This window comes from Saccharopolyspora sp. NPDC049426 (assembly GCF_040676935.1).
Lineage (GTDB): Bacteria > Actinomycetota > Actinomycetes > Mycobacteriales > Pseudonocardiaceae > Saccharopolyspora.
Window position 1 is genome coordinate 93,779 of the sequence record NZ_JBFAPZ010000007.1, and the last position, 18,241, is coordinate 112,019.

Sequence of the window (18,241 nt, forward strand, 5' to 3'; positions counted from 1 at the left end):
TCGGGCCCCGGCCAGAACCGGATGACCGAGAAACCCACATTCGTGCTGCCCTCCGGTCCGCTTTTCCGCCAACGGATCGCTACCCTGTGGGGCGTGCCTCTGTACGCCGCGTACGGATCCAACATGGATCCTGCCCAGATGTTGAAGCGCGCCCCGCATTCCCCGCTGGCGGGAAGCGGCTGGCTGATGGACTGGCGGCTGACCTTCGGCGGCGAGGACTACGGCTGGGAAGGCGCCCTCGCGACCATCGTCGAGCAGCCCGGTTCGCAGGTCTTCACGGTGCTCTACGACGTGAGCCCGGAAGACGAGAAGAACCTGGACAACTGGGAGGGCGCCGAGCTCGGGATGCACAAGAAGCTCCGGCTGATGGTGCAGACGCTCGACGGCCCCGTGCTCGCATGGCTGTACGTGCTCGACGCCTACGAGGGCGGACTGCCTTCGGCCCGCTACCTCGGCGTGATGGCCGACGCGGCGGAAGCCGCCGGAGCCCCCGAGGACTACGTCGAGAAGCTCCGGAAACGCCCCTGCCACAACGTGGGCCCCGGCTCTCCCCGCGAGCTCTAGAGCGGTCCTGCCGGCGGGTCCTGGAGCCAGCCGCGCTCGCGGAGTTCCGCCGCGAACCGCTCGTAAGCCGAGTCGAGCGCGGCCACTTCCGCCCGGTCCGGCTCGACGAGCTCGCCTGCCGGACCCATCGCGGCCGCCGCCGCGCTCAGGTCCGGGTGGATCGAACCGGTGGCCGCCAGCAGCGCCGCGCCCAGAGCAGTTCCGGCACCGAGCACGCGCAGCACCGGCCGGTCCAGGACCGAAGCTCGGACGCGGCACCAGGCCGTGCTCCGCGCGCCGCCGCCCGCCGTGCGCACCGGCCCTTCGGCCACCGCGCCCAGCGTGGCCAGGCGTTCCAGCGCGAGGCGTTCGCAGAAGGCGATGCCCTCCAGGCGCGAGCGATGCTCCTCGGCGCGGTTCCGCGGTGTGCCGAGGAGGAACGCCTCGGCTTCGGGCGCCTGGAACGGGAACCGCTCGCCCCGCCCGCGCAGCGGGTAGTTGAGCACGCTCGCGGGTCCGTTCGCGATGGCCGCCGAGTCCAGTTCGGGCAGTTCAGCCGGGTCCACATCGGACAGCGCCGAGCCGCCGATGTTGGCGGCCCCGCCGGGCAGCCACCTGCCTTCGGGGTGCAGGTGGCTGTAGACCACTCCGGTCGGGTCGTGCACCAGCTTCTCCGACACGCCCTTGATCACCAGCGTCGTGCCCAGCACGGTCACGAACTGCCCGGCGTCGACGGCGCCCGTCGCCAGCTGCCCGGCGCAACCGTCGGTCATGCCAGCGCGGACCTCGCAGCCCACCGGCAGCCCGGTGAGCTCCGCGGCCTCGCGCCCCACGTGGCCGAGCACGGCCGTGGGCCGCACGACCTGCGGCAGCAGCGCGGCGGGAACGCCCGCTGCCCACTCTCCGGCCGCCGCGTCGTAACCGCTCTTGAGCGCGTGGCTGGTGTCGGTGGCGACCGGGTGCCCGACGAGCCGCCGGGCGATCACCTCGGGCGTGTGGCAGATCTGCTCGGCGCCCGCCGGGAGGTTGTCGGCCAGCCAGGCGACCCGGGCGCGCCGGTCGTCGTACATCAGCGCCGGGCCGACCGGCTCGCCGCCGGCGTCGACGGCGACGACCGTGCCCGAGGTGGCCGAGATCGCCAGCGCGGTGATCCCGGCGCTGCGCGCGCCCAGCAGGTCGGTGCACTCGGCCAGGCAGTCGCGCGCGGCGGGCCACCACGACAGGGCGTCCTGCTCCGAACGCCCGCCGGGCGAGCGCACGGGCGTCGGCAACGACCGCGAGGCCTGGGCCAGCAGCGCGCCCGCCGGGTCGTGGACCTGCACCCGGACGGTGGCCGTGGCGATGTCCACACCGGCGACGAGCTCGCCGTTCATGACGCGAGCTTCTCCAGCGCTCCTGGCAGTTCCGCCAGCGAGTGCACGGCGATGTCCGGTTCGGCGAGCTGCTCGGGCGTCGGCGCGGGCGGCGCTTCGCCGCGCAGCACCCACACCGTGCGCAGCCCCATGCGCTGGGCACCGCGGACGTCGGTGTCGAGGCGGTTGCCGACGTGCACCGCGCGGAACGCCGGCACACCGGCCTCGTCGAGGGCGTGCTGGAAGATCCGCGGGTCGGGCTTCTCCGCGCCGACGGTCTCCGAGATGGCCCAGACGTCGATGTGCTCGGCGACGCCGTCCCGGCGCAGCGCGTCGACGACGACGGATCGCTGGTTGGCGACCACGGCGATCCGGTAGCGCTCGCCGATCAGGCGCAGGGCGGGCAGGACGTCGTCGTGGAGGGCTTCCGGCGGGTACTCCCAGTAGCTCTCCGCCAGGTCCGACAGCCGCTGCCGATCCTGCACGGTGAGGAAGCGCTGCGCCACCGCCGTGCGCAGCGAGCCGCCTTGGGCCTGCCTGCGCTCGTCGTAGAGGCGCAGGAACTCGGTCTCGGAGACCTCGTCGCCCTCCTCGGCCGCGAGCTCGCGGGTGGCGCGCAGCAGTGCGTCGCGGTACGCGGTGTCGTCGTAGACGGGGCCGCCCACGTCGAGCAGCACGAGGTCGATCGGTTCGGCTCCGGTTGTGGGATCGGCCGGCACGTCCGGTCCTTTCGCTCGCGGTCCAACGGGACCGAGGTGGCTCCCTGCAGCCCCAAAATAACACCAGGAGCGACAGAATTAACAGTATTTTATGTGATAACTACCAGTGCGCTGAGGGTGCGGCCCTCGCGAACGCCGCACCCGATCACGCCCACGCCAGCTCCAGCAACGCCCAGGCCCGCCGGGTGCCGCGCCGGTCCCGGCGGCGGGCCAGCCGCTCCCCGATCAGCGCGCGGAAGTGCTCGGCACCCGAGCCGAGCCGTCCCAGGGCGCGTTCCAGGCAGTCCAGCGCGCGACGTTGCGGACCGGAGCACAGCACGTCCGCCAGCGCGACGTCCAGTGCCTGGACGCGGAGACCGTCGAGCTCGATCACCTCGGTCTCGCGGAACCAGGCGTGGTGCACGACCAGATCGCCCTGCGACCGCAGGTCCCGGTCGTAGGGCACGGTCACGTGCACGGCGTCCTCGACCGGGCCGCAGCCGTGCATGGCCACGGCCGTCGGTCCGGAGATCACCCCTTGATCACCTGCGCGCAGCAGCGCGGCGGCGGCTCTGGCGGTCGGATCGCGCAGGAGCGCGGCCGGCAGCACCACACCCGGCCATGGCTGGACCCACTCACCGGCCTCCAACGCCTCGGCGAGGTCGGCGGCGCCGAGCAGGCGCTCGGCCTCGTGGCGCGGCAAGGCCCCGTGCCAGTGCCGAGGGGTCTGCGGGCCGGGTGCGGGCAGGGACTGCGGGCGGTCGATGTTCGTCCTCATGCTGAGAAGAGGCGCGAACCCCGCCCACAGATACATCCCGAGCCCGGATACACCTCGATCAGGCGAATTCCGCGGCCCGCTCCGTCAGCTCCGCAGGCTCAGCAGCGCTGTGTGGACCATCGTGCGGATGCCGACCAGCAGCGCCCGCTCGTCGAGGGTGAAGGTCGGCTGGTGCAGGTCCTTGATCCGACCGCTGCCCGAGTGCACGCCCAGGCGGGCGAACGAACCGGGGATGTGCTCCAGGTACCAGCCGAAGTCCTCGCCGCCCGAGGACTGCGGGGTGTCGGCGTGCGCCTGCTCCCCCAGCGCGGCGGTGATCCCGGCCCGCATCAGCTCGGTGCAGTCCCGCTCGTTGACCACCGGTGGGACGCCGCGGCGGTGCCGCAGGTCGAAGCCGACCCCGAGCGGCGAGAGCAGGCTCTGCGCAAGCTCGTGGACGAGCGGTTCCAGCTTCGCCCAGGTGTCCCGGTCGGCGGTGCGCAGGGTGCCGGTGAGCACCCCGTCCTGCGGGATGGCGTTGGGCGCCTCGCCGGCGTGCACCGCTCCCCAGGTCAGCACGGTCCCGGTGCGCGGGTCGACGCGGCGGGACAGCAGCGCGGGCAGACCGGTGATCACGCTGCCCAGGGCGTGCACCAGGTCGGCGGTCAGGTGGGGCCGCGAGGTGTGCCCGCCTGGCGAGGTCAGCCGCAGTTCCAGCAGGTCGGTGGCGGAGGTGATCGGCCCGACGCGGGTTCCGACGCTGCCCGCGGGCAGGCGCGGGTCGCAGTGCAGGCCGAAGATCCGGTCGACGTCGTCGAGAGCGCCGCTGGCCAGCACGTCCAGCGCGCCGCCGGGCATGACCTCCTCGGCGGGCTGGAAGATCATCCGCACGCGTCCGGGCAGGTCGGGGGCGGTGGCCAGGGCCATCGCGGCGCCGAGCGCGACGGTGGTGTGCGCGTCGTGGCCGCACGCGTGCGAGGCACCATCCACTGTGGAGGAGTACGGCAGGCCGGTGGCCTCGGTCAGCGGCAGCGCGTCGATGTCGGCGCGCAGCGCGATCGTGGGACCGGGGCCCGTGCCCTCGATGTCGCAGGTCAGGCCGGTTCCGACGGGGAGCAGCCGGGGCGTCAGGCCGATCCGGCCGAGCTGGTCGGCGAGGAACGCCGTGGTGCGGTGCTCGGCGCGGGAGAGCTCCGGGTGGGCGTGGATGTGACGGCGCCAGGCGACCACGCGACGCGCGTTCGCGTTCAGCCAGGCGTCCAGCCAGGACGGTCCGCGACCCGCACCGATGTCGGGCACGACGGACTCCACACTGGATCCGAAGCGGGAATCCATGTCCGCAATCGTGCTTTCGGTCGCGCCGATCGGCTCAGCCACCAGCGTCGTCGCCTGGGCGACGGCCCACTCGTCGTCCGTCACCGCCGAACCGTCACGGTTCGGGCGCTGGCCCGGGTCAGGGCCACGAGAATCCACCACGGTCACGCCACGCCTCCCGACGTGCAGAACTGTTCGGTCGAACCTTTTCCAGCGCGGTCGGCGACACCGGCGAGCAGCCGTTCGCACTGCGTGCCGTCGAGCACGGCCGCGAGCGCGGTCCAGGCCATCGCCACCGCCCCGTCGAGGACCGCGAGGTCCGCCGAGGGAGTGGCGCAGGCCGCGGCGAACTCCGCCTGGTGGTTGACCGCGTCCCCGCATTCCACCGCGATCATCGGGTGGATCGCGGGCAAGGCCCTGGTCACGTTGCCCATGTCGGTGCTGCCGATGACCCGGCCCCGCTCGGTGCTCCGATCGAGCGGTTCACGCCCGAGATCGGTGATCGCGCGACGGTACGCCTCCGACAACCACTGGTCGCAGGCGAGCTCCGCGTAGACCGGCGAGATCTGCACGATCTCGTGAGAACACCCGGTCGCCGTCGCACCCGCTTCGAAGCAGGCCCGGATGCGGTTCTCCAGGCGCTGCAGCGAGCGCGCTTCGGCAGCACGCAGGTTGTAGACCGCCGCGGTGCGCGCGGGCACGATGTTCGGCGCCGCGCCACCCTCCGTGACGATACCGTGCACCATCTGCTGCGGCTCCAGGTGCTGCCGCAGGAGTCCGATGGCCACCTGCGCGACGGTGAGCGCGTCGGCGGCGTTGATGCCGAGGTCGGGCGCGGCCGCGGCGTGCGCGGCGCGGCCGGTGTAGCGGACCTCCAGGTCGGTGATGGCCAGCGAGCTCGGCAGGCAGATGTCCTCGGGCCCGGGGTGCACCATCATCGCCAGGGCGACGTCGTCGAACAGGCCCGCCTCCAGCATCACGACCTTGCCGCCGCCGGTTTCCTCGGCCGGTGTGCCGAACACCTTGACGGTGAGTCCGGCTTCGTCGGCGATCTCGGCCAGCGCGAGCGCGGCGCCCACGGCGGAGGCGGCGATGACGTTGTGCCCGCAGGCATGTCCGACCTGCGGCAACGCGTCGTACTCGGCGCAGATGCCGACGACGAGGTCACCGCTGCCGCGCTCGGCGACCAGCGCGGTGTCCAGGTCGGCGACCGGGGCCTGGACGGCGAAGCCGTGCTCGGCGAGCAGCGCTGCGACCTTGGCGGCGCTGCGGTGCTCGGCGAAGGCCGTCTCCGGTTCGGCGTGGATGCTGCGGGACAGCCCGGTCAGCGCCGCCCCGTTCCTGCGCACGACGTCGCGGCAGCGGTCGCGCAGCGCGGTTCGGCCTCCGGGCGCGGGCTGATCTTCGGGCGGGGTGGTACGCATGTGCGTTCATCCTGCATCAGCTGGATCAGCTGCGCGGGACGAGCACGCTACGTGGCGTCCACCGGTAGCCCAGCTGCGCCGAACGGGTGGCGAGACTTCAGCTGGGCAGAAAAGAGGGAATTCACACCTTTGTTGAATTCCACGCAATTCCACGGGCCGAGCCGGACATTCCCGGCGCAGGGCCGGGAATGGGTGTGGGCCGGCACCGGTCGGGGGGCTTCCCGGCGCCGACCCACGTCTCGATGGGTTACTCACCCAGGAAACGTGCGGAATGACTCCACACGCACGATCAGGTGTGAAAATCCCACAGGTTCGCCGTCAGGTCTAGTCCATGGCGGAAATTGGTAGTGAAGAAATAGCGAAAACCTACGTCGCGGTCTGTTTTCTAGGAATACCTACTTCTTCTTCTCGAAGAACAGCACCGGCTTCTTCCTGATCTTGCGGGAAAGAAGCACGAGCCCGATCAGCATCACACCGGCGACCCCCATCGCGGTGCGCTGGTTGCGCTCGGCCTGCGTCTCGCGCTCGGGCGCGGGCGACCCCGGCGCCGGCGGCTGGGCCACGACGGCGACCTGGACCACCTCGGCCCTGACGGGCGCCGGACTGGCCGCCGCCCATGGTGTGAGCAGCAGGGATAACGCGATCGCAAGTCCCGCGAGCAGGCGGCCGATCCGCCACATGATGGCTCCACATCCTTCGCGTCGCGCCGGATCACCGACACATCCGGGTCGTGTTTCTGCGACCCCCGTCCAGGGGTCACCCGTTCCGGTCGGAGTCGATCATATCGAACACGTGCCGCGAGCGAACGAGGTCGACTCCCCCCAGTGAGGACAGTCCTAGAACGACCGTCGGGGGACAACCGCCGGTTCAGCGAACTCCCGGTTCACGATCGATTCGCTCCCCGAGCTCATCGACGATCAAGGTGTCCCGATCGACGCTATCGGTGCGATAAGCGGCCCGGCCCACGAGTTGCGCGAGAACAGGCGCGGTGAGCATCTGGAACAGTCCAACGAGGATCAATCCGGTGGCATAACCGAGGTCCAGCTGCACTCCGGTGCCGATCAGGATCAGGATCAGGCCCAGCGTCTGCGGTTTCGTGGCGGCCTGCAGCCTCGCGGTCACGTCCGGGAAGGTCAGCAGCCCGATCGCGCCGAACAGGCAGGACAGCGCGCCACCGATCAGGCAGATCGCGGAGAAGACGTCCGTCCAGCTCATCGGTACGGCTCCTTCCTCTCGATCAACTTCGCGGTGCTGATCGACCCGATGAAGGCCAGCAGCGCGAAGGCCGCCAGCAGCGCGATGTTCGACCCGTCCTGCTGCAAGCCCATGCCCACGCAGGTGCCCGCGACGACCAGCGTCACCAGCACGTCGACCGCTACGATCCGGTCCAACGTGGTCGTGCCGAGCAGCAACCGGACGACCACCAGCAGCCCTGCCACGCTCAGCAGCACGAAGGTCACGGCGAAGACCCAGATCACCCCGCATCACCCCTGACCAGTTCTCGTTGTCCGGCGGAGCCGACCGCATCGACGACCAGCCGTTCCAGGAACCACATCTCGCGTCGCACCGAGTCCTCCTCGCCGGGACGCAGGCCCAGCGCGTAGACGTAGCAGGTGCGGTTGGCGCGGTCGATCTGCAGCACGAACTTGCCCGGTGCGAGCGACACCGCGCTGGCCACGATCGCGATCAGGTGGTCGGAGTCGGTGCGCAGCGTGCTGGCCACGATGCCCGCCTTGGCGCTGCGCCGGTGCCAGACCGCCTGCCAGGCCACCCGGAGGGTGGAGATCACCAGGTCCCAGGCCAGGTAGCCGACGAGCCGCAGCAGCGGCAGCGGACGCAGCACCATGCCGGTGCGGATCATCGGCAGCGGGAACAGCAGGGTCACCAGCAGCGCCACCAGCACGCCGAAGAACAGCGTGCCGACGTCGAAACTGCCCCACAGCAGCACCCACACCGCGGTCAGCCAGACCACCAGCGGAACCCGGCGCAGCAGGCGCTGGTGCTTCGGCATTCGCTCACCCACCGGAACCACCTCCCAGAACCGCGGCCCGGTAGATCTCGCCGTGCATCAGGTCCCCGGCCGCGCGGCCCGCGACCTCTCCCAGCGGGCCCGCGACCAGCGCGATCACCAGGCTGGACACGACGAGCACGCCGGTCGCGGCCAGCATCGGACGACTGGAGCTGGCGGTGCCGACGACCAGTTCGTCGGTCGGGTCCGGGTCCGGCGCGGGAGCCTTCACCTGGCCCCAGAACACCCTGGTCCACACCCGCGCCATCGCGTAGAGGCTCAGCAGGCTGGTCAGCACGGCACCGGCGGTCACCGCGTAGCCGGTGATGGTTCCGCTGCCGATGCCCGCCTGCAGCAGCGCGAGCTTGGCGACGAAACCGGAGAACGGCGGCACGCCCGCCAGGCTCAGCGCCGGGAGCGCGAACAGGACCGCGATCAGCGGGGTGACCTTGGCCATGCCGCCCATGCGGGTCAGCGCCACCGTTCCGCTGTGCCGCGTGATCAGACCGCTGACCAGGAACAACGTTGCCTGCACCGTGATGTGGTGGACGACGTAGAGGATCACGCCGGTCAGGCCGACGACGTTGTAGACGCCGAGCCCGAACAGCATGTACCCGATGTGGCTGACCAGCAGGAACGACAGCAACCGGTTGAGGTCGTTCTGCGCGAGGGCGCCGAGCGCGCCGACGATCATGGTGATCAGCGCGATGCCGAGCATCAGGTCCCAGGTCTCGGCGTGCGAGAACACCAGCGTCTGGGTGCGGATCAGCGCGTAGATGCCGACCTTGGTCAGCAGGCCGGCGAACACGGCGGTGACCGGCGCGGGCGCCGTGGGGTAGCTGTCCGGCAGCCAGAAGTGCAGCGGCACCATCGCGGCCTTCACGCCGAACACGATCACCACGAGCAGCGCCAGCGCGATCTGCAGGCCGCGCGGCAGGTCGGCGACCTTGGTGCCCAGGTCGGCGAGGTTGACCGTGCCGGTCGAGGCGTAGACCAGCGCGATCATGGTGATGAACAGCAGCGACGAGGCGAGGCTGACGATCGTGTAGGTCATGCCCGCGCGGACCCGGGTGGAGGTGGTGCGGCGGGTGATCAGCACGTACGACGAGCTGAGCATGATCTCGAAGGCGACGAAGAGGTTGAACAGATCGCCGGTGAGGTACGCCAGCGACACGCCCGCGCACAGCATCAGGTACATCGGGTGGAACGTCGTGCTGGAGCGCTCCCGGCCGTAGTCGGTGATGCGCTGCCCGATCGAGTAGATCAGCACCGCGAACGTCACGACCGAGGACACCAGCAGCAGCAACGACGAGAGCCGGTCGGCGATGAGCGTGATGCCGAAGGGAGCCTGCCAGGCGCCCATCTGCAGCACCACGGGCCCGCTCTGGTCGGAGGCGTAGAGCAGCACCGCCGCGTCGGCGATGATCACGCCCAGCACCAGCAGGCCGAGGATCCGCTGCACGTCGGCGAAGCGGCCGAGGGCCAGCGAGAGCCCGGCGGCGGCCAGCGGCAGCAGGACCGGCAGGGCGACCAGGACCGTCACTGCGCCGCCTCCTTCGCCGGTTCGTCCTCCGTCGACTTCTCGTCGTCCGTCGAGTCCTCGTCCGACTCATCACCGGACTCCAGCCGCTTCTCCAACCGCTGGATCCGGCGGTCCTCGACGTCGTCGCGGACCTCGTCGTGGCCCAGCAGCGTCCAGGAGCGGTAGGCCAGCGCCAGCAGGAACGTGGTGAGCGCGAAGGTGATCACGATGGCGGTCAGCGCCATGGCCTGCGGCAGCGGATCGGTCATCTCCTCCGGGCGGGCGACGTCGAGCATCGGGGGGCGTCCGGGCGGGCCGCCCGCGATCTGCAGCAGCAGGTTCGAGCCGTGGCCGAGGACCACGATGCCCAGCAGGATCCGCATCAGGGAACGCTGCATGAGCAGGTAGAAGCCCACCGAGTAGAGGACCGCGATGGCGAACGCGACGGTCAGGTTGATGGTCATCGGCGCCCCCTCGCCGCCGCGTCGGCATCGGCCTCGATGCCCGAGCCGAGGGTGCGCAGCAGGTCCAGCACCACGCCCACGATCAGCAGGAACACACCGGTGTCGAGGATGACGCTGCTGACGAACTTGATCTCGCCCAGCAGCGGCAGGGTGAACTTGTAGATCGCGGTCTCCAGCAGCTGGCCACCGAAGAGCAGCGGCAGGAACGCCGAGGCGCAGGCGATCGTCAGGCCGAGGCCGATCAGCACCGGCGGTCGCATCGACACCACGGCGCTGTCGTCCATGCGGCCACCGGCGAGGTGGCGCAGCAGGAACGCCTGCCCGGCCACCAGGCCGCCGGTGAAGCCGCCGCCCGCACGGTCGTGCCCGGCGAACAGCAGGTAGATCGACAGCACCAGCACGGTCGGGAACACGATGCGCGCGACCAGCTCCAGCAGCACAGAGCGGGCCTGGCCTTCGCGGCGGAAACCGGACAGCAGCCAGCGCTCGGTCGGCGCGTCCCAGCTCGTCCATGACGGCTTGGTCGAGGGACTCACTTGCGCACCTCCTGCTGTTGCGTCTGCTCGCGCCTCCGGCGTTCGTGCCTGGAGGCCAGGATCAAGCTGGCGACACCGGTCGCGGCCACCGCGAGGACGGCGATCTCGCCGACGGTGTCGAAGGCGCGGAAGTCCACGATGATCGCGTTGACCACGTTGGTGGCCCCGGCGCCCTTCTCCGCGTGATCCATGAAGTACTGGCTGGCCTCCGGCGGTGCCTGGCGCGCCGAGCTGAACCCGATCGCGGCCAGCGCGACGAACAGCCCGGCGGCGCTGGCGATGATCGCCTTGGGGATCCGGATGGCCTTCGACGAGTCGGCCTGCGTGAAGCGCTCCGGGAGCCTGCGCAGCACGAACACGAACGCCACGACGGTCAGCGTCTCCACCAGGAACTGGGCGAGCGCGAGGTCCGGGGCGCCGTCGACGATGAACAGCCCACCGATGCCGTAGCCGATGACGCCGACCAGCAGCACCGCGGTGAGCCTGCGGTGGGCGCGCAGCACGGCCAGCGCGGCGAGCACCACGCCCAGGCTCAGCGGCACCTGCAGCAGGTTGTCGTAGGCGCGCAGGTCGTCGGGCACGGTGAACTGGATCAGCAGGGCCGATCCGGGGATGGCCACGACCGTCACGAGGATGATGCCGAGGTAGGTGGGCAGGGAACCCACCTGGGTGCGCGCGGTGACGGCGACCGCGACGCGTTCCAGCAGCGCGGTGATCCGCTCGTAGCCGCGCTGGGCGTTGAGCGGCTGCGGAAGCCGGTTGCGCCAGGCGGTGAGCGGGGTGCGCGCCCGGTGCAGCCCCAGGCCACCGGCGACGGCGAGCACCGACAGCGCGAGCGGGAGGCTGAAGCCGTGCCACAGCGCGAGCTCGGCGGGCTTGCCGACGGACTCGTAAGACGTCGCGTAGCCGACGGCGAGCTCGTGGGCCACCGGGTAGGCGACGCCCAGCAGCAGGCCAGCGAGCGCGGGCAGCCCGGCGGGGATCAGGGCCTGCAGGTCGGCGGGTTTGACGGTGGTCGGCGCGAGCCCGGGTTTGGTCCCGAAGGCGCCGAACCACATGCGCAGGCTGTAGGCGACGGTGAGCGTCGAGCCGAGCACCAGGAAGACGTCGACCGCAGCACCCGCTGGGCCGGACAGGAACGCGCCGAACGCGGCCTCCTTGCCGAGGAAGCCGAGCATCGGCGGCAGTCCCGCCATCGACGCAGCGGCCAGGGCGGCGATCACCGCGAGCCACGGCTGTCGGGCGGCGAGCCCGGAGAGCTTGCGGATGTCGCGGGTGCCGGCCTGGTGGTCGATCATGCCGACGACCAGGAACAGGGTGGCCTTGAACAGGCCGTGCGCCAGCAGCATCGTCGCTCCGGCGAGCGCGGCGTCGTGGCTGCCCGCGCCGAAGAGCACCATCAGGAAGCCGAGCTGGCTGACCGTGCCGTAGGCCAGCAGCTTCTTCAGGTCGTGCTCGTGCAGCGCGCGCCAGCCGCCGAAGAGCATGGTGGCCAGCCCGAACACCACGGCCGGAACGCGCCATTCGGGCTGCGCTGCGAAGATCGGGCCGAGCCGGGCGACGAGGAAGACACCGGCTTTGACCATCGACGCCGCGTGCAGGTAGGCGCTGATCGGGGTGGGGGCGACCATGGCGGCGGGCAGCCAGTTGTGGAAGGGCAGCTGCGCGGACTTGGTGAACGCGCCCACGAGGATCAGCACCGCGGCCACGGCGGTGGCGGTGCCGGTCGGCGGGTGGGCGATGAGCTCGGAGATCCGGTAGGTGCCCGCCGTCTCGCCCAGCACGACGAAGCCGAGCAGCATGACCAGACCGCCGAGGCTGGTGATCATCAGCGCCTGCAGCGCCGACCGGCGGGATTCGCGGCTGATGCCCGCCTGCCCGACCAGCAGGAACGAGCAGACCGTGGTCAGTTCCCAGAAGATGTAGACGGTGGTGAGGTCGTCGGCCACGACCAGTCCGAGCATCGCTCCGGCGAAGCCCAGCAGCAGCGGTGCGGAACGCCGCGCGTCACCGCGTCCTCGGGCGAAGTAGGAGTCGGCGTAGATCAGCACCAGCACGCCCAGGCCGCAGACCAGGATGGTCATCACCAGCGCGAGCGCGTCCAGACGGAAGCCGAAGTTCAGGCCGATCAGCGGCACCCAGGGCACGGTCTCGGTGATCGTCGCGCCCGCGAGCACCTGCGGGGTGCGGGCGAGCAGCCAGAAGGCGGCCGCGGCGGGTGGGATCGCGGCGATCAGGAACGCTGCGCGGGTGTTGCGCCGGGCCACCAGCGGCAGGAGCACGGCCACCAACAGGTGCGCGATGACGAAGCCGAACAAAGCACCTCCTCCGCACCGCTGTTGTCATGCCCGCCAGCCTCGTCCGATCATTCGCCACCCAGGAGGTCCGCGCACCACGACGCGATCAGTCGTCGCGGATGTCCGGAAGGTCCGACCACTGACAAGTTATCTGCACGCACCCGGCTCGCGCCAACACCGCGCATCGGAGCGTCCGGGCCGCTGGGAGGCGGTTTTTCGTTGCGCCGAAATAACGTTCGCCTCGAAAACGGTACGAGACCGCGACTTTGCGAGTGGGATTCTTCACGTGGCGTAACATCGTCTCCCGACCTGGGCGATCTCCCGGTGGTCGATGTCTCGCCGCTGAGTTTTCGGAGGTCTTCGGACCCGTTCCGGCCCGACTGTCGGACCGAAGGTGGAAAATGTGGCCGTGCCCACCGACAACCAGAACACCCTCGCCGGCATCGGTCGGCTGATCGCCGACCGGTACCGCCTGGAGCGCAAGCTCGGCGGCGGCGCGATGGGCACCGTGTGGTACGGCACAGATGAACTGCTGCATCGCCCGGTGGCCGTCAAGCAGGTCAAGCTCGCGCCGGGAATGCCGGAGGAAGAGGCGGCCGAGCTGCGCGAACGCGCGCTGCGCGAGGCACGCGCCATCGCGGTGCTGTCGCACCCCAACGTGGTGACGCTCTACGACGTCGCGCGCGACCAGGACGAGCCGTTCGTGGTGATGGAGCTCGTCCCGTCGCAGAGCCTGGCGGCGATCCTCGACGACCACGGCGCGCTCGACGACAACCAGCTCGCGGTGATCGCCGACGGCGTCGCGGCCGGGCTGGACGCCGCGCACCGGGCCGGGATCGTGCACCGCGACGTCAAACCGGGCAACGTGCTGATCGGCGACGACGGACGGTTGAAGGTCAGCGATTTCGGCATCTCCCGCAACGTCGCCGAGCACACGCTCACCAACACCGGGATCCTGCTGGGAACTCCGGCCTACATCGCCCCCGAGGTCGCCGCCGGAGAAGCGGTGACGGCCGCCGCGGACCTGTGGGGTTTGGGCGCCACGCTGTTCGCCGCCGCCGAGGGCCGCCCGCCCTACGACGTGGGCGACGATCCACTCGCGACGGTCACCGAGGTCGTGCGCGGTCCCGTTCCGACGCTGCACCGGCCGGGCGCGGTGGGCGACGTGATCCGGGCGCTGATGGTCAAGGACCCGGCGCAGCGGATGCCGTTGACGGAGGTGCGGCGCCGGTTGCAGCACCTGCTGCCGGAACCGGGCGCCCGTCCGTTCGCGATGCTGCTGGATCCCGAAGCGCCGACCGTCCGGGTCCGGCAGCGGGTGCTGCAGCAGACCTCTCAGGACAAGCCGTCGATCCCGCCCGCTCCGCAGCTCACCGGTTCGGCGCCGCTGGCGGCCGATCCCGGTCCGCCACCGTTCGCGCTGCACGACCCGCCGAAGAAGAAGCGCCGTCCGCTGCGCGCGTTCGCGCTGGTGCTGGCAGCGCTGCTGCTGTTCACCGCTGCGCTGATCGGCTCGTTCGCGGTGACGCGACTGATGGCCGGCCAGTCGCTGCTTCCGGAGCTGGAGCCACCGTCCACCTCGGACCCGAACCCGGCGCTTCCGGCGCTGACGCCGCACAGGGAGAACGCGAAGCACTCGGCGGCGCCCAACGGCGGCGAGTTCTCGATCATGGCTCCGGCCGGGTGGCGCACCTTCCACAGCGAGCGCAACGACCTCTCGAACAACTCGGTGGTCGCGTTCGTGTCCGCTGATGGGGCCACGGAGGTCGCGGTGCAGCGCTACGGCGGCTACTTCGACAGGGGGCTGACGCTGGACGGCTACCAGACGCAGCTGCCGCGAGCGATCGGCGGCCCGGCGGCCGACGTCACCGTCAACAGCTTCCACACGGTCAACGGCGTGCGCAGGGTCGTCTACTCGACCAAGGTGGAGCAGCTGCTCAGCGGTCCGGCGAAGGAGATCGAGCGCCGCACCACGGCGGCGTTGCGGCAATCCGACGACGACCTCTGGATCGTCCGGGTGACCAGCAGTCCGGATCAGTGGCAGACGGCGGAGGCCCTGTTGGACCAGGTGCTCCCCACCTTCGAACCCGCCGGCTGAGGCCGCGGCCCGGTCGCGAGCACCGGACCCGCTGCGGATCGTCGTCGCCAATGGGCCGTTCTGGTCCGAACCGTCCACGCTCGATGTCCCATTTGCCCGGTCAGTTCGGACCAAAACCGACCGCAGGTGAGGCGGACGAGCACGCGCCGGAAAAACGGAGAGACTAAGCTGCCCGGCCGTGACCGCTACGAACATCTCCGACCCGTCCGCCCTCGCCCACGAGGCTTCGGCGAAGCTCGCCGAGCTCACGGGTGCCGACGGCCACGACCTGGCCGTCGTCCTCGGTTCCGGCTGGCAGCCCGCCGCCGACGAGATCGGGACGCCCGAAGCCGAGATCAGCATGGACGAGCTGCCGGGCTTCGCCAAGCCGGGCGCCGTCGGGCACACCGGCAAGATGCGCTCGGTGCCGGTGGGCGACAAGCGCGTGCTGGTCATCCTCGGCCGCACCCACATGTACGAGGGCCACGGCATCGTGAAGGTCGCGCACGGCGTGCGGACCGCCGTAGCGGCCGGGTGCCGGACGGTGATGCTCACCAACGCGGCAGGCGGCATCCGCGAGGGCATGCAGGTCGGGCAGCCGGTCCTGATCAGCGACCACATCAACATGACCTCGCTGTCGCCGCTGGTGGGCGCGAACTTCGTGGACCTGACCGACCTCTACTCACCGCGGCTGCGGGAACTGGCGCGCGGCATCGACTCCTCGCTGGAGGAGGGCGTCTACGCGGGTCTGCCGGGTCCGCACTTCGAGACCCCGGCCGAGATCCGGATGCTGCGCACCCTCGGCGTGGACCTGGTGGGCATGTCGACCGTGCTGGAGGCCATCACCGCGCGGTCGCTGGGCGCAGAGGTGTTCGGCCTGTCGTTGGTGACGAACCTGGCGGCCGGGTTGAGCGGTCAGCCGCTCAACCACGAGGAGGTCCTGGAGGCGGGCAGGGTTTCGGCATCGCGGATGGGCCGGTTGCTGCGGGCGTTGCTGGAGGCGGCGTGACCCAGCCGGATGTCCGGGCGGCCGCGGAGCAGTGGATCGCCGACGACGTCGACCCTCGCGCCCAGGACGAGCTGCGGGAACTCCTCGACTCGCCTGAGCTGGCCGACCGGATGTCGGGCATGCCGCGCTTCGGCACGGCGGGGATGCGCGCCCCGGTGCGCGCGGGTGCCAACGGCATGAACCGGGCGGTGGTCGTGCGCACCACCGCCGGGGTCGCGAGCTGGCTGGTGCAGCAGGGGCTCGGCGGCGGGATCGTGGTGGTGGGCAGGGACGCCCGGCACGGGTCGGAGGATTTCGCCCTGGACGTCGCGGGTGTGCTGGCGGCGGTGGGCTTCGACGTGCGGGTGCTGCCGGAGCCGCTGCCGACGCCGGTGGTCGCCCACGCCGCGCGGGCTCTGGACGCGGTGGCCGGGATCCAGATCACGGCGTCGCACAACCCGCCGCAGGACAACGGTTTCAAGCTCTACCTGGGTGGCGGCGTCCAGCTGGTGGGTCCGGCGGATGCCGAGATCGAGGCGGCGATCGCGAAGACGCCTGCGGCGAAAGCGGTGTCGCGCAAGCAGAACTGGACGCTGCTGGAGTCCGGTCAGGACGACTACCTGGCCCGGGTGTCGGCGTTGCCGCGCGGCGGCGACCGCGAGGTCCGGGTGGCGGCGACGGCGCTGCACGGCGTCGGCGCGAAGACGTTGCGAAGGGCGTTGCAGCGCGCGGGTTTCGACGACGTGCACTTCGTGGCCTCGCAGTCCGAACCGGACCCGGACTTCCCGACGGTGGGTTTCCCGAACCCGGAGGAGCCCGGCGCGACGGACGAGTTGTTGCAGCTGGCCGAGGACATCAACGCGGATCTCGCGATCGCGCTGGACCCGGATGCCGACCGGTGCGCGCTGGGCGTGCGCGATGCGGGCACCTGGCGGATGTTGAGCGGCGACGAGACCGGGGTGCTGCTGGCCTGGCACATCCTGTCCACTTTGGATGAATCAGCGCCGGATCCGCTGGTCGCCACGACGATCGTGTCCTCCAGCATGCTGCGTTCGATCGCCGCCGAGTTCGGGGTCCGCTACGCCGAGACGCTCACCGGATTCAAGTGGCTGGTGCGCGCGGGCGACGGCGAGGGAACCGGTCTGGTGTACGCCTACGAGGAGGCGCTGGGGCACAGCGTCGACCCCGACCGGGTGCGCGACAAGGACGGCATCTCGGCGGCGGTGCTGGCCTGCGACCTGACCGCGAGCCTGCTGGCCTCGGGCGATCACCTGCTGGACCTGCTCGACGAGCTGTTCACCGAGCACGGCGTGCACCAGACGGGCCAGGTGTCGGTGCGGGTGACGGACCTGGCGGTGATCCCGCGGATCATGGAGCGGCTGCGCGGCGAACCGCCGCAGGAGCTGGCGGGAACGGCCGTGCGGACGCGCGACCTGCTGCCGGACACCGACGCGCTGGTGGTCACCGGCGACGGCGGGCTGCGCGTGGTGATCCGCCCGTCGGGAACCGAACCGAAGCTCAAGTGCTACCTGCAGGTGGTCGAGCAGGTCGGCGAGCTGCCGCTGGCGGAGGCCAAGCAGCGCGCCGCGGACCGCCTGGACGAGCTCACCCGAGCCGTGACGGCCTTGGTGGAGGAGTAGATGGCCAAGCTGCTGATCGTGCACCACACACCCTCGCCCGGCATGCAGGCGATGTTCGAGCAGGTGGTGGCAGGTGCGACGACCGACGAGATCGAGGGGGTCGAGGTCGTGCGGCGGCCCGCGCTGAGCGCCACCGCCTCCGACGTCCTCGACGCCGACGGCTACCTACTGGGGACACCCGCCAACCTGGGCTACATCTCGGGCGCGCTGAAGCACTTCTTCGACACGATCTACTACCCCTGCCTGGACGCGACCAGCGGACGGCCGTTCGGCTACTACGTGCACGGCAACGAGGGCATCGAGGGAGCGCAGCGCGCGATCACCTCGATCACCACCGGGCTGGGCTGGCAGCAGGCGGCCGAGCCCGCGACCGTCCTGGGCGCGCCGGAGAAATCCGACCTGGATTCCTGCTGGGAGCTGGGCGCCACGGTGGCCGCGAACCTGATGCCGTAGGTGGTCCCGGGACCACCCAGTTGATCTTGGTTGGGGCGTCTCCTATAACCTGATCGTGTCGTCGGGGCGCGCCCCTTGACGACGGCGGGGCGCCCCGGACAGAGCCCGCCTTCCCTCATCACGTGCGATGTTCGGGGCGCCCCGCACCTTCGCTCATCGTAATCAGCC

General features: G+C 70.9%; 18 protein-coding genes. 5 read left to right on the forward strand and 13 right to left on the reverse strand.

The features are described 5' to 3' along the window. The first annotated feature begins 93 nt into the window (after positions 1–93). Positions 94–564: a gamma-glutamylcyclotransferase gene (locus AB0J78_RS16795; protein WP_093413862.1), complete on the forward strand. Its 471-nt coding sequence runs from the start codon at positions 94–96 to the stop codon at positions 562–564. Here AB0J78_RS16795 and AB0J78_RS16800 read toward each other — a convergent pair. The 13 genes from AB0J78_RS16800 to mbhE all read right to left on the reverse strand — a co-directional run bounded on the left by AB0J78_RS16800 (position 561) and on the right by mbhE (position 12,936). Continuing rightward, positions 561–1,916, reverse strand: a complete 1,356-nt coding sequence (locus AB0J78_RS16800) for an FGGY family carbohydrate kinase (protein ID WP_363789856.1) — start codon at positions 1,914–1,916, stop codon at positions 561–563. The genes AB0J78_RS16795 and AB0J78_RS16800 overlap by 4 nt on opposite strands. Continuing rightward, positions 1,913–2,614, reverse strand: coding sequence for an HAD family hydrolase (locus AB0J78_RS16805; protein ID WP_363789858.1), 702 nt, complete (start codon positions 2,612–2,614; stop codon positions 1,913–1,915). The genes AB0J78_RS16800 and AB0J78_RS16805 overlap by 4 nt, the downstream gene beginning before the upstream one ends. Before the next feature lie 145 nt (positions 2,615–2,759). Beyond that, the gene (locus AB0J78_RS16810) at positions 2,760–3,371 is read right to left on the reverse strand and encodes a hypothetical protein (protein WP_363789860.1); all 612 of its coding nucleotides are present in this window, start codon (positions 3,369–3,371) and stop codon (positions 2,760–2,762) included. An 84-nt stretch (positions 3,372–3,455) separates the two neighbouring features. Further along, positions 3,456–4,685, reverse strand: coding sequence for a M20 family metallopeptidase (locus AB0J78_RS16815; RefSeq protein WP_363790429.1), 1,230 nt, complete (start codon positions 4,683–4,685; stop codon positions 3,456–3,458). A 143-nt stretch (positions 4,686–4,828) separates the two neighbouring features. Beyond that, positions 4,829–6,088 carry a M20 family metallopeptidase gene (locus AB0J78_RS16820; RefSeq protein ID WP_363789862.1) on the reverse strand — a complete coding sequence of 420 codons (1,260 nt, stop codon included), beginning with the start codon at positions 6,086–6,088 and terminating at the stop codon, positions 4,829–4,831. A gap of 395 nt (positions 6,089–6,483) precedes the next feature. After that, positions 6,484–6,768, reverse strand: a complete 285-nt coding sequence (locus AB0J78_RS16825; RefSeq protein ID WP_363789864.1) for a hypothetical protein — start codon at positions 6,766–6,768, stop codon at positions 6,484–6,486. Positions 6,769–6,955: 187 nt separating this feature from the next. Further along, positions 6,956–7,303: a monovalent cation/H(+) antiporter subunit G gene (gene mnhG, locus AB0J78_RS16830; protein WP_363789866.1), complete on the reverse strand. Its 348-nt coding sequence runs from the start codon at positions 7,301–7,303 to the stop codon at positions 6,956–6,958. Next, positions 7,300–7,566: a monovalent cation/H+ antiporter complex subunit F gene (locus AB0J78_RS16835; protein ID WP_363789868.1), complete on the reverse strand. Its 267-nt coding sequence runs from the start codon at positions 7,564–7,566 to the stop codon at positions 7,300–7,302. Before AB0J78_RS16835 ends, mnhG begins: the two co-directional genes overlap by 4 nt. Further along, positions 7,563–8,111, reverse strand: a complete 549-nt coding sequence (locus tag AB0J78_RS16840; protein ID WP_363789870.1) for a Na+/H+ antiporter subunit E — start codon at positions 8,109–8,111, stop codon at positions 7,563–7,565. The genes AB0J78_RS16835 and AB0J78_RS16840 overlap by 4 nt, the downstream gene beginning before the upstream one ends. Beyond that, positions 8,104–9,639 (reverse strand): Na+/H+ antiporter subunit D, encoded by a 1,536-nt coding sequence (locus AB0J78_RS16845; protein WP_363789872.1) that lies wholly within the window; start codon positions 9,637–9,639, stop codon positions 8,104–8,106. Before AB0J78_RS16845 ends, AB0J78_RS16840 begins: the two co-directional genes overlap by 8 nt. Further along, positions 9,636–10,082: a Na(+)/H(+) antiporter subunit C gene (locus tag AB0J78_RS16850; protein WP_363789874.1), complete on the reverse strand. Its 447-nt coding sequence runs from the start codon at positions 10,080–10,082 to the stop codon at positions 9,636–9,638. The genes AB0J78_RS16845 and AB0J78_RS16850 overlap by 4 nt, the downstream gene beginning before the upstream one ends. Continuing rightward, positions 10,079–10,618: an MnhB domain-containing protein gene (locus AB0J78_RS16855; RefSeq protein ID WP_363789876.1), complete on the reverse strand. Its 540-nt coding sequence runs from the start codon at positions 10,616–10,618 to the stop codon at positions 10,079–10,081. Before AB0J78_RS16855 ends, AB0J78_RS16850 begins: the two co-directional genes overlap by 4 nt. Then, complete coding sequence (gene mbhE / locus AB0J78_RS16860) at positions 10,615–12,936, reverse strand: hydrogen gas-evolving membrane-bound hydrogenase subunit E (RefSeq protein WP_363789878.1); 2,322 nt, start codon at positions 12,934–12,936, stop codon at positions 10,615–10,617. Before mbhE ends, AB0J78_RS16855 begins: the two co-directional genes overlap by 4 nt. Positions 12,937–13,324: 388 nt before the next feature. Between mbhE and AB0J78_RS16865 the strand changes: the two genes are divergently transcribed. The 4 genes from AB0J78_RS16865 (at position 13,325) to AB0J78_RS16880 (ending at position 18,073) form a co-directional block, all read left to right on the forward strand. Further along, positions 13,325–15,013: a serine/threonine-protein kinase gene (locus AB0J78_RS16865; RefSeq protein WP_363789880.1), complete on the forward strand. Its 1,689-nt coding sequence runs from the start codon at positions 13,325–13,327 to the stop codon at positions 15,011–15,013. Between the two features lie 178 nt (positions 15,014–15,191). Continuing rightward, positions 15,192–16,001: a purine-nucleoside phosphorylase gene (locus tag AB0J78_RS16870; protein ID WP_363789882.1), complete on the forward strand. Its 810-nt coding sequence runs from the start codon at positions 15,192–15,194 to the stop codon at positions 15,999–16,001. After that, positions 15,998–17,620 carry a phospho-sugar mutase gene (locus AB0J78_RS16875; RefSeq protein WP_363789884.1) on the forward strand — a complete coding sequence of 541 codons (1,623 nt, stop codon included), beginning with the start codon at positions 15,998–16,000 and terminating at the stop codon, positions 17,618–17,620. The genes AB0J78_RS16870 and AB0J78_RS16875 overlap by 4 nt, the downstream gene beginning before the upstream one ends. Further along, positions 17,621–18,073, forward strand: coding sequence for an NAD(P)H-dependent oxidoreductase (locus tag AB0J78_RS16880; protein ID WP_363789886.1), 453 nt, complete (start codon positions 17,621–17,623; stop codon positions 18,071–18,073). The last annotated feature ends 168 nt before the right edge of the window (positions 18,074–18,241 follow it).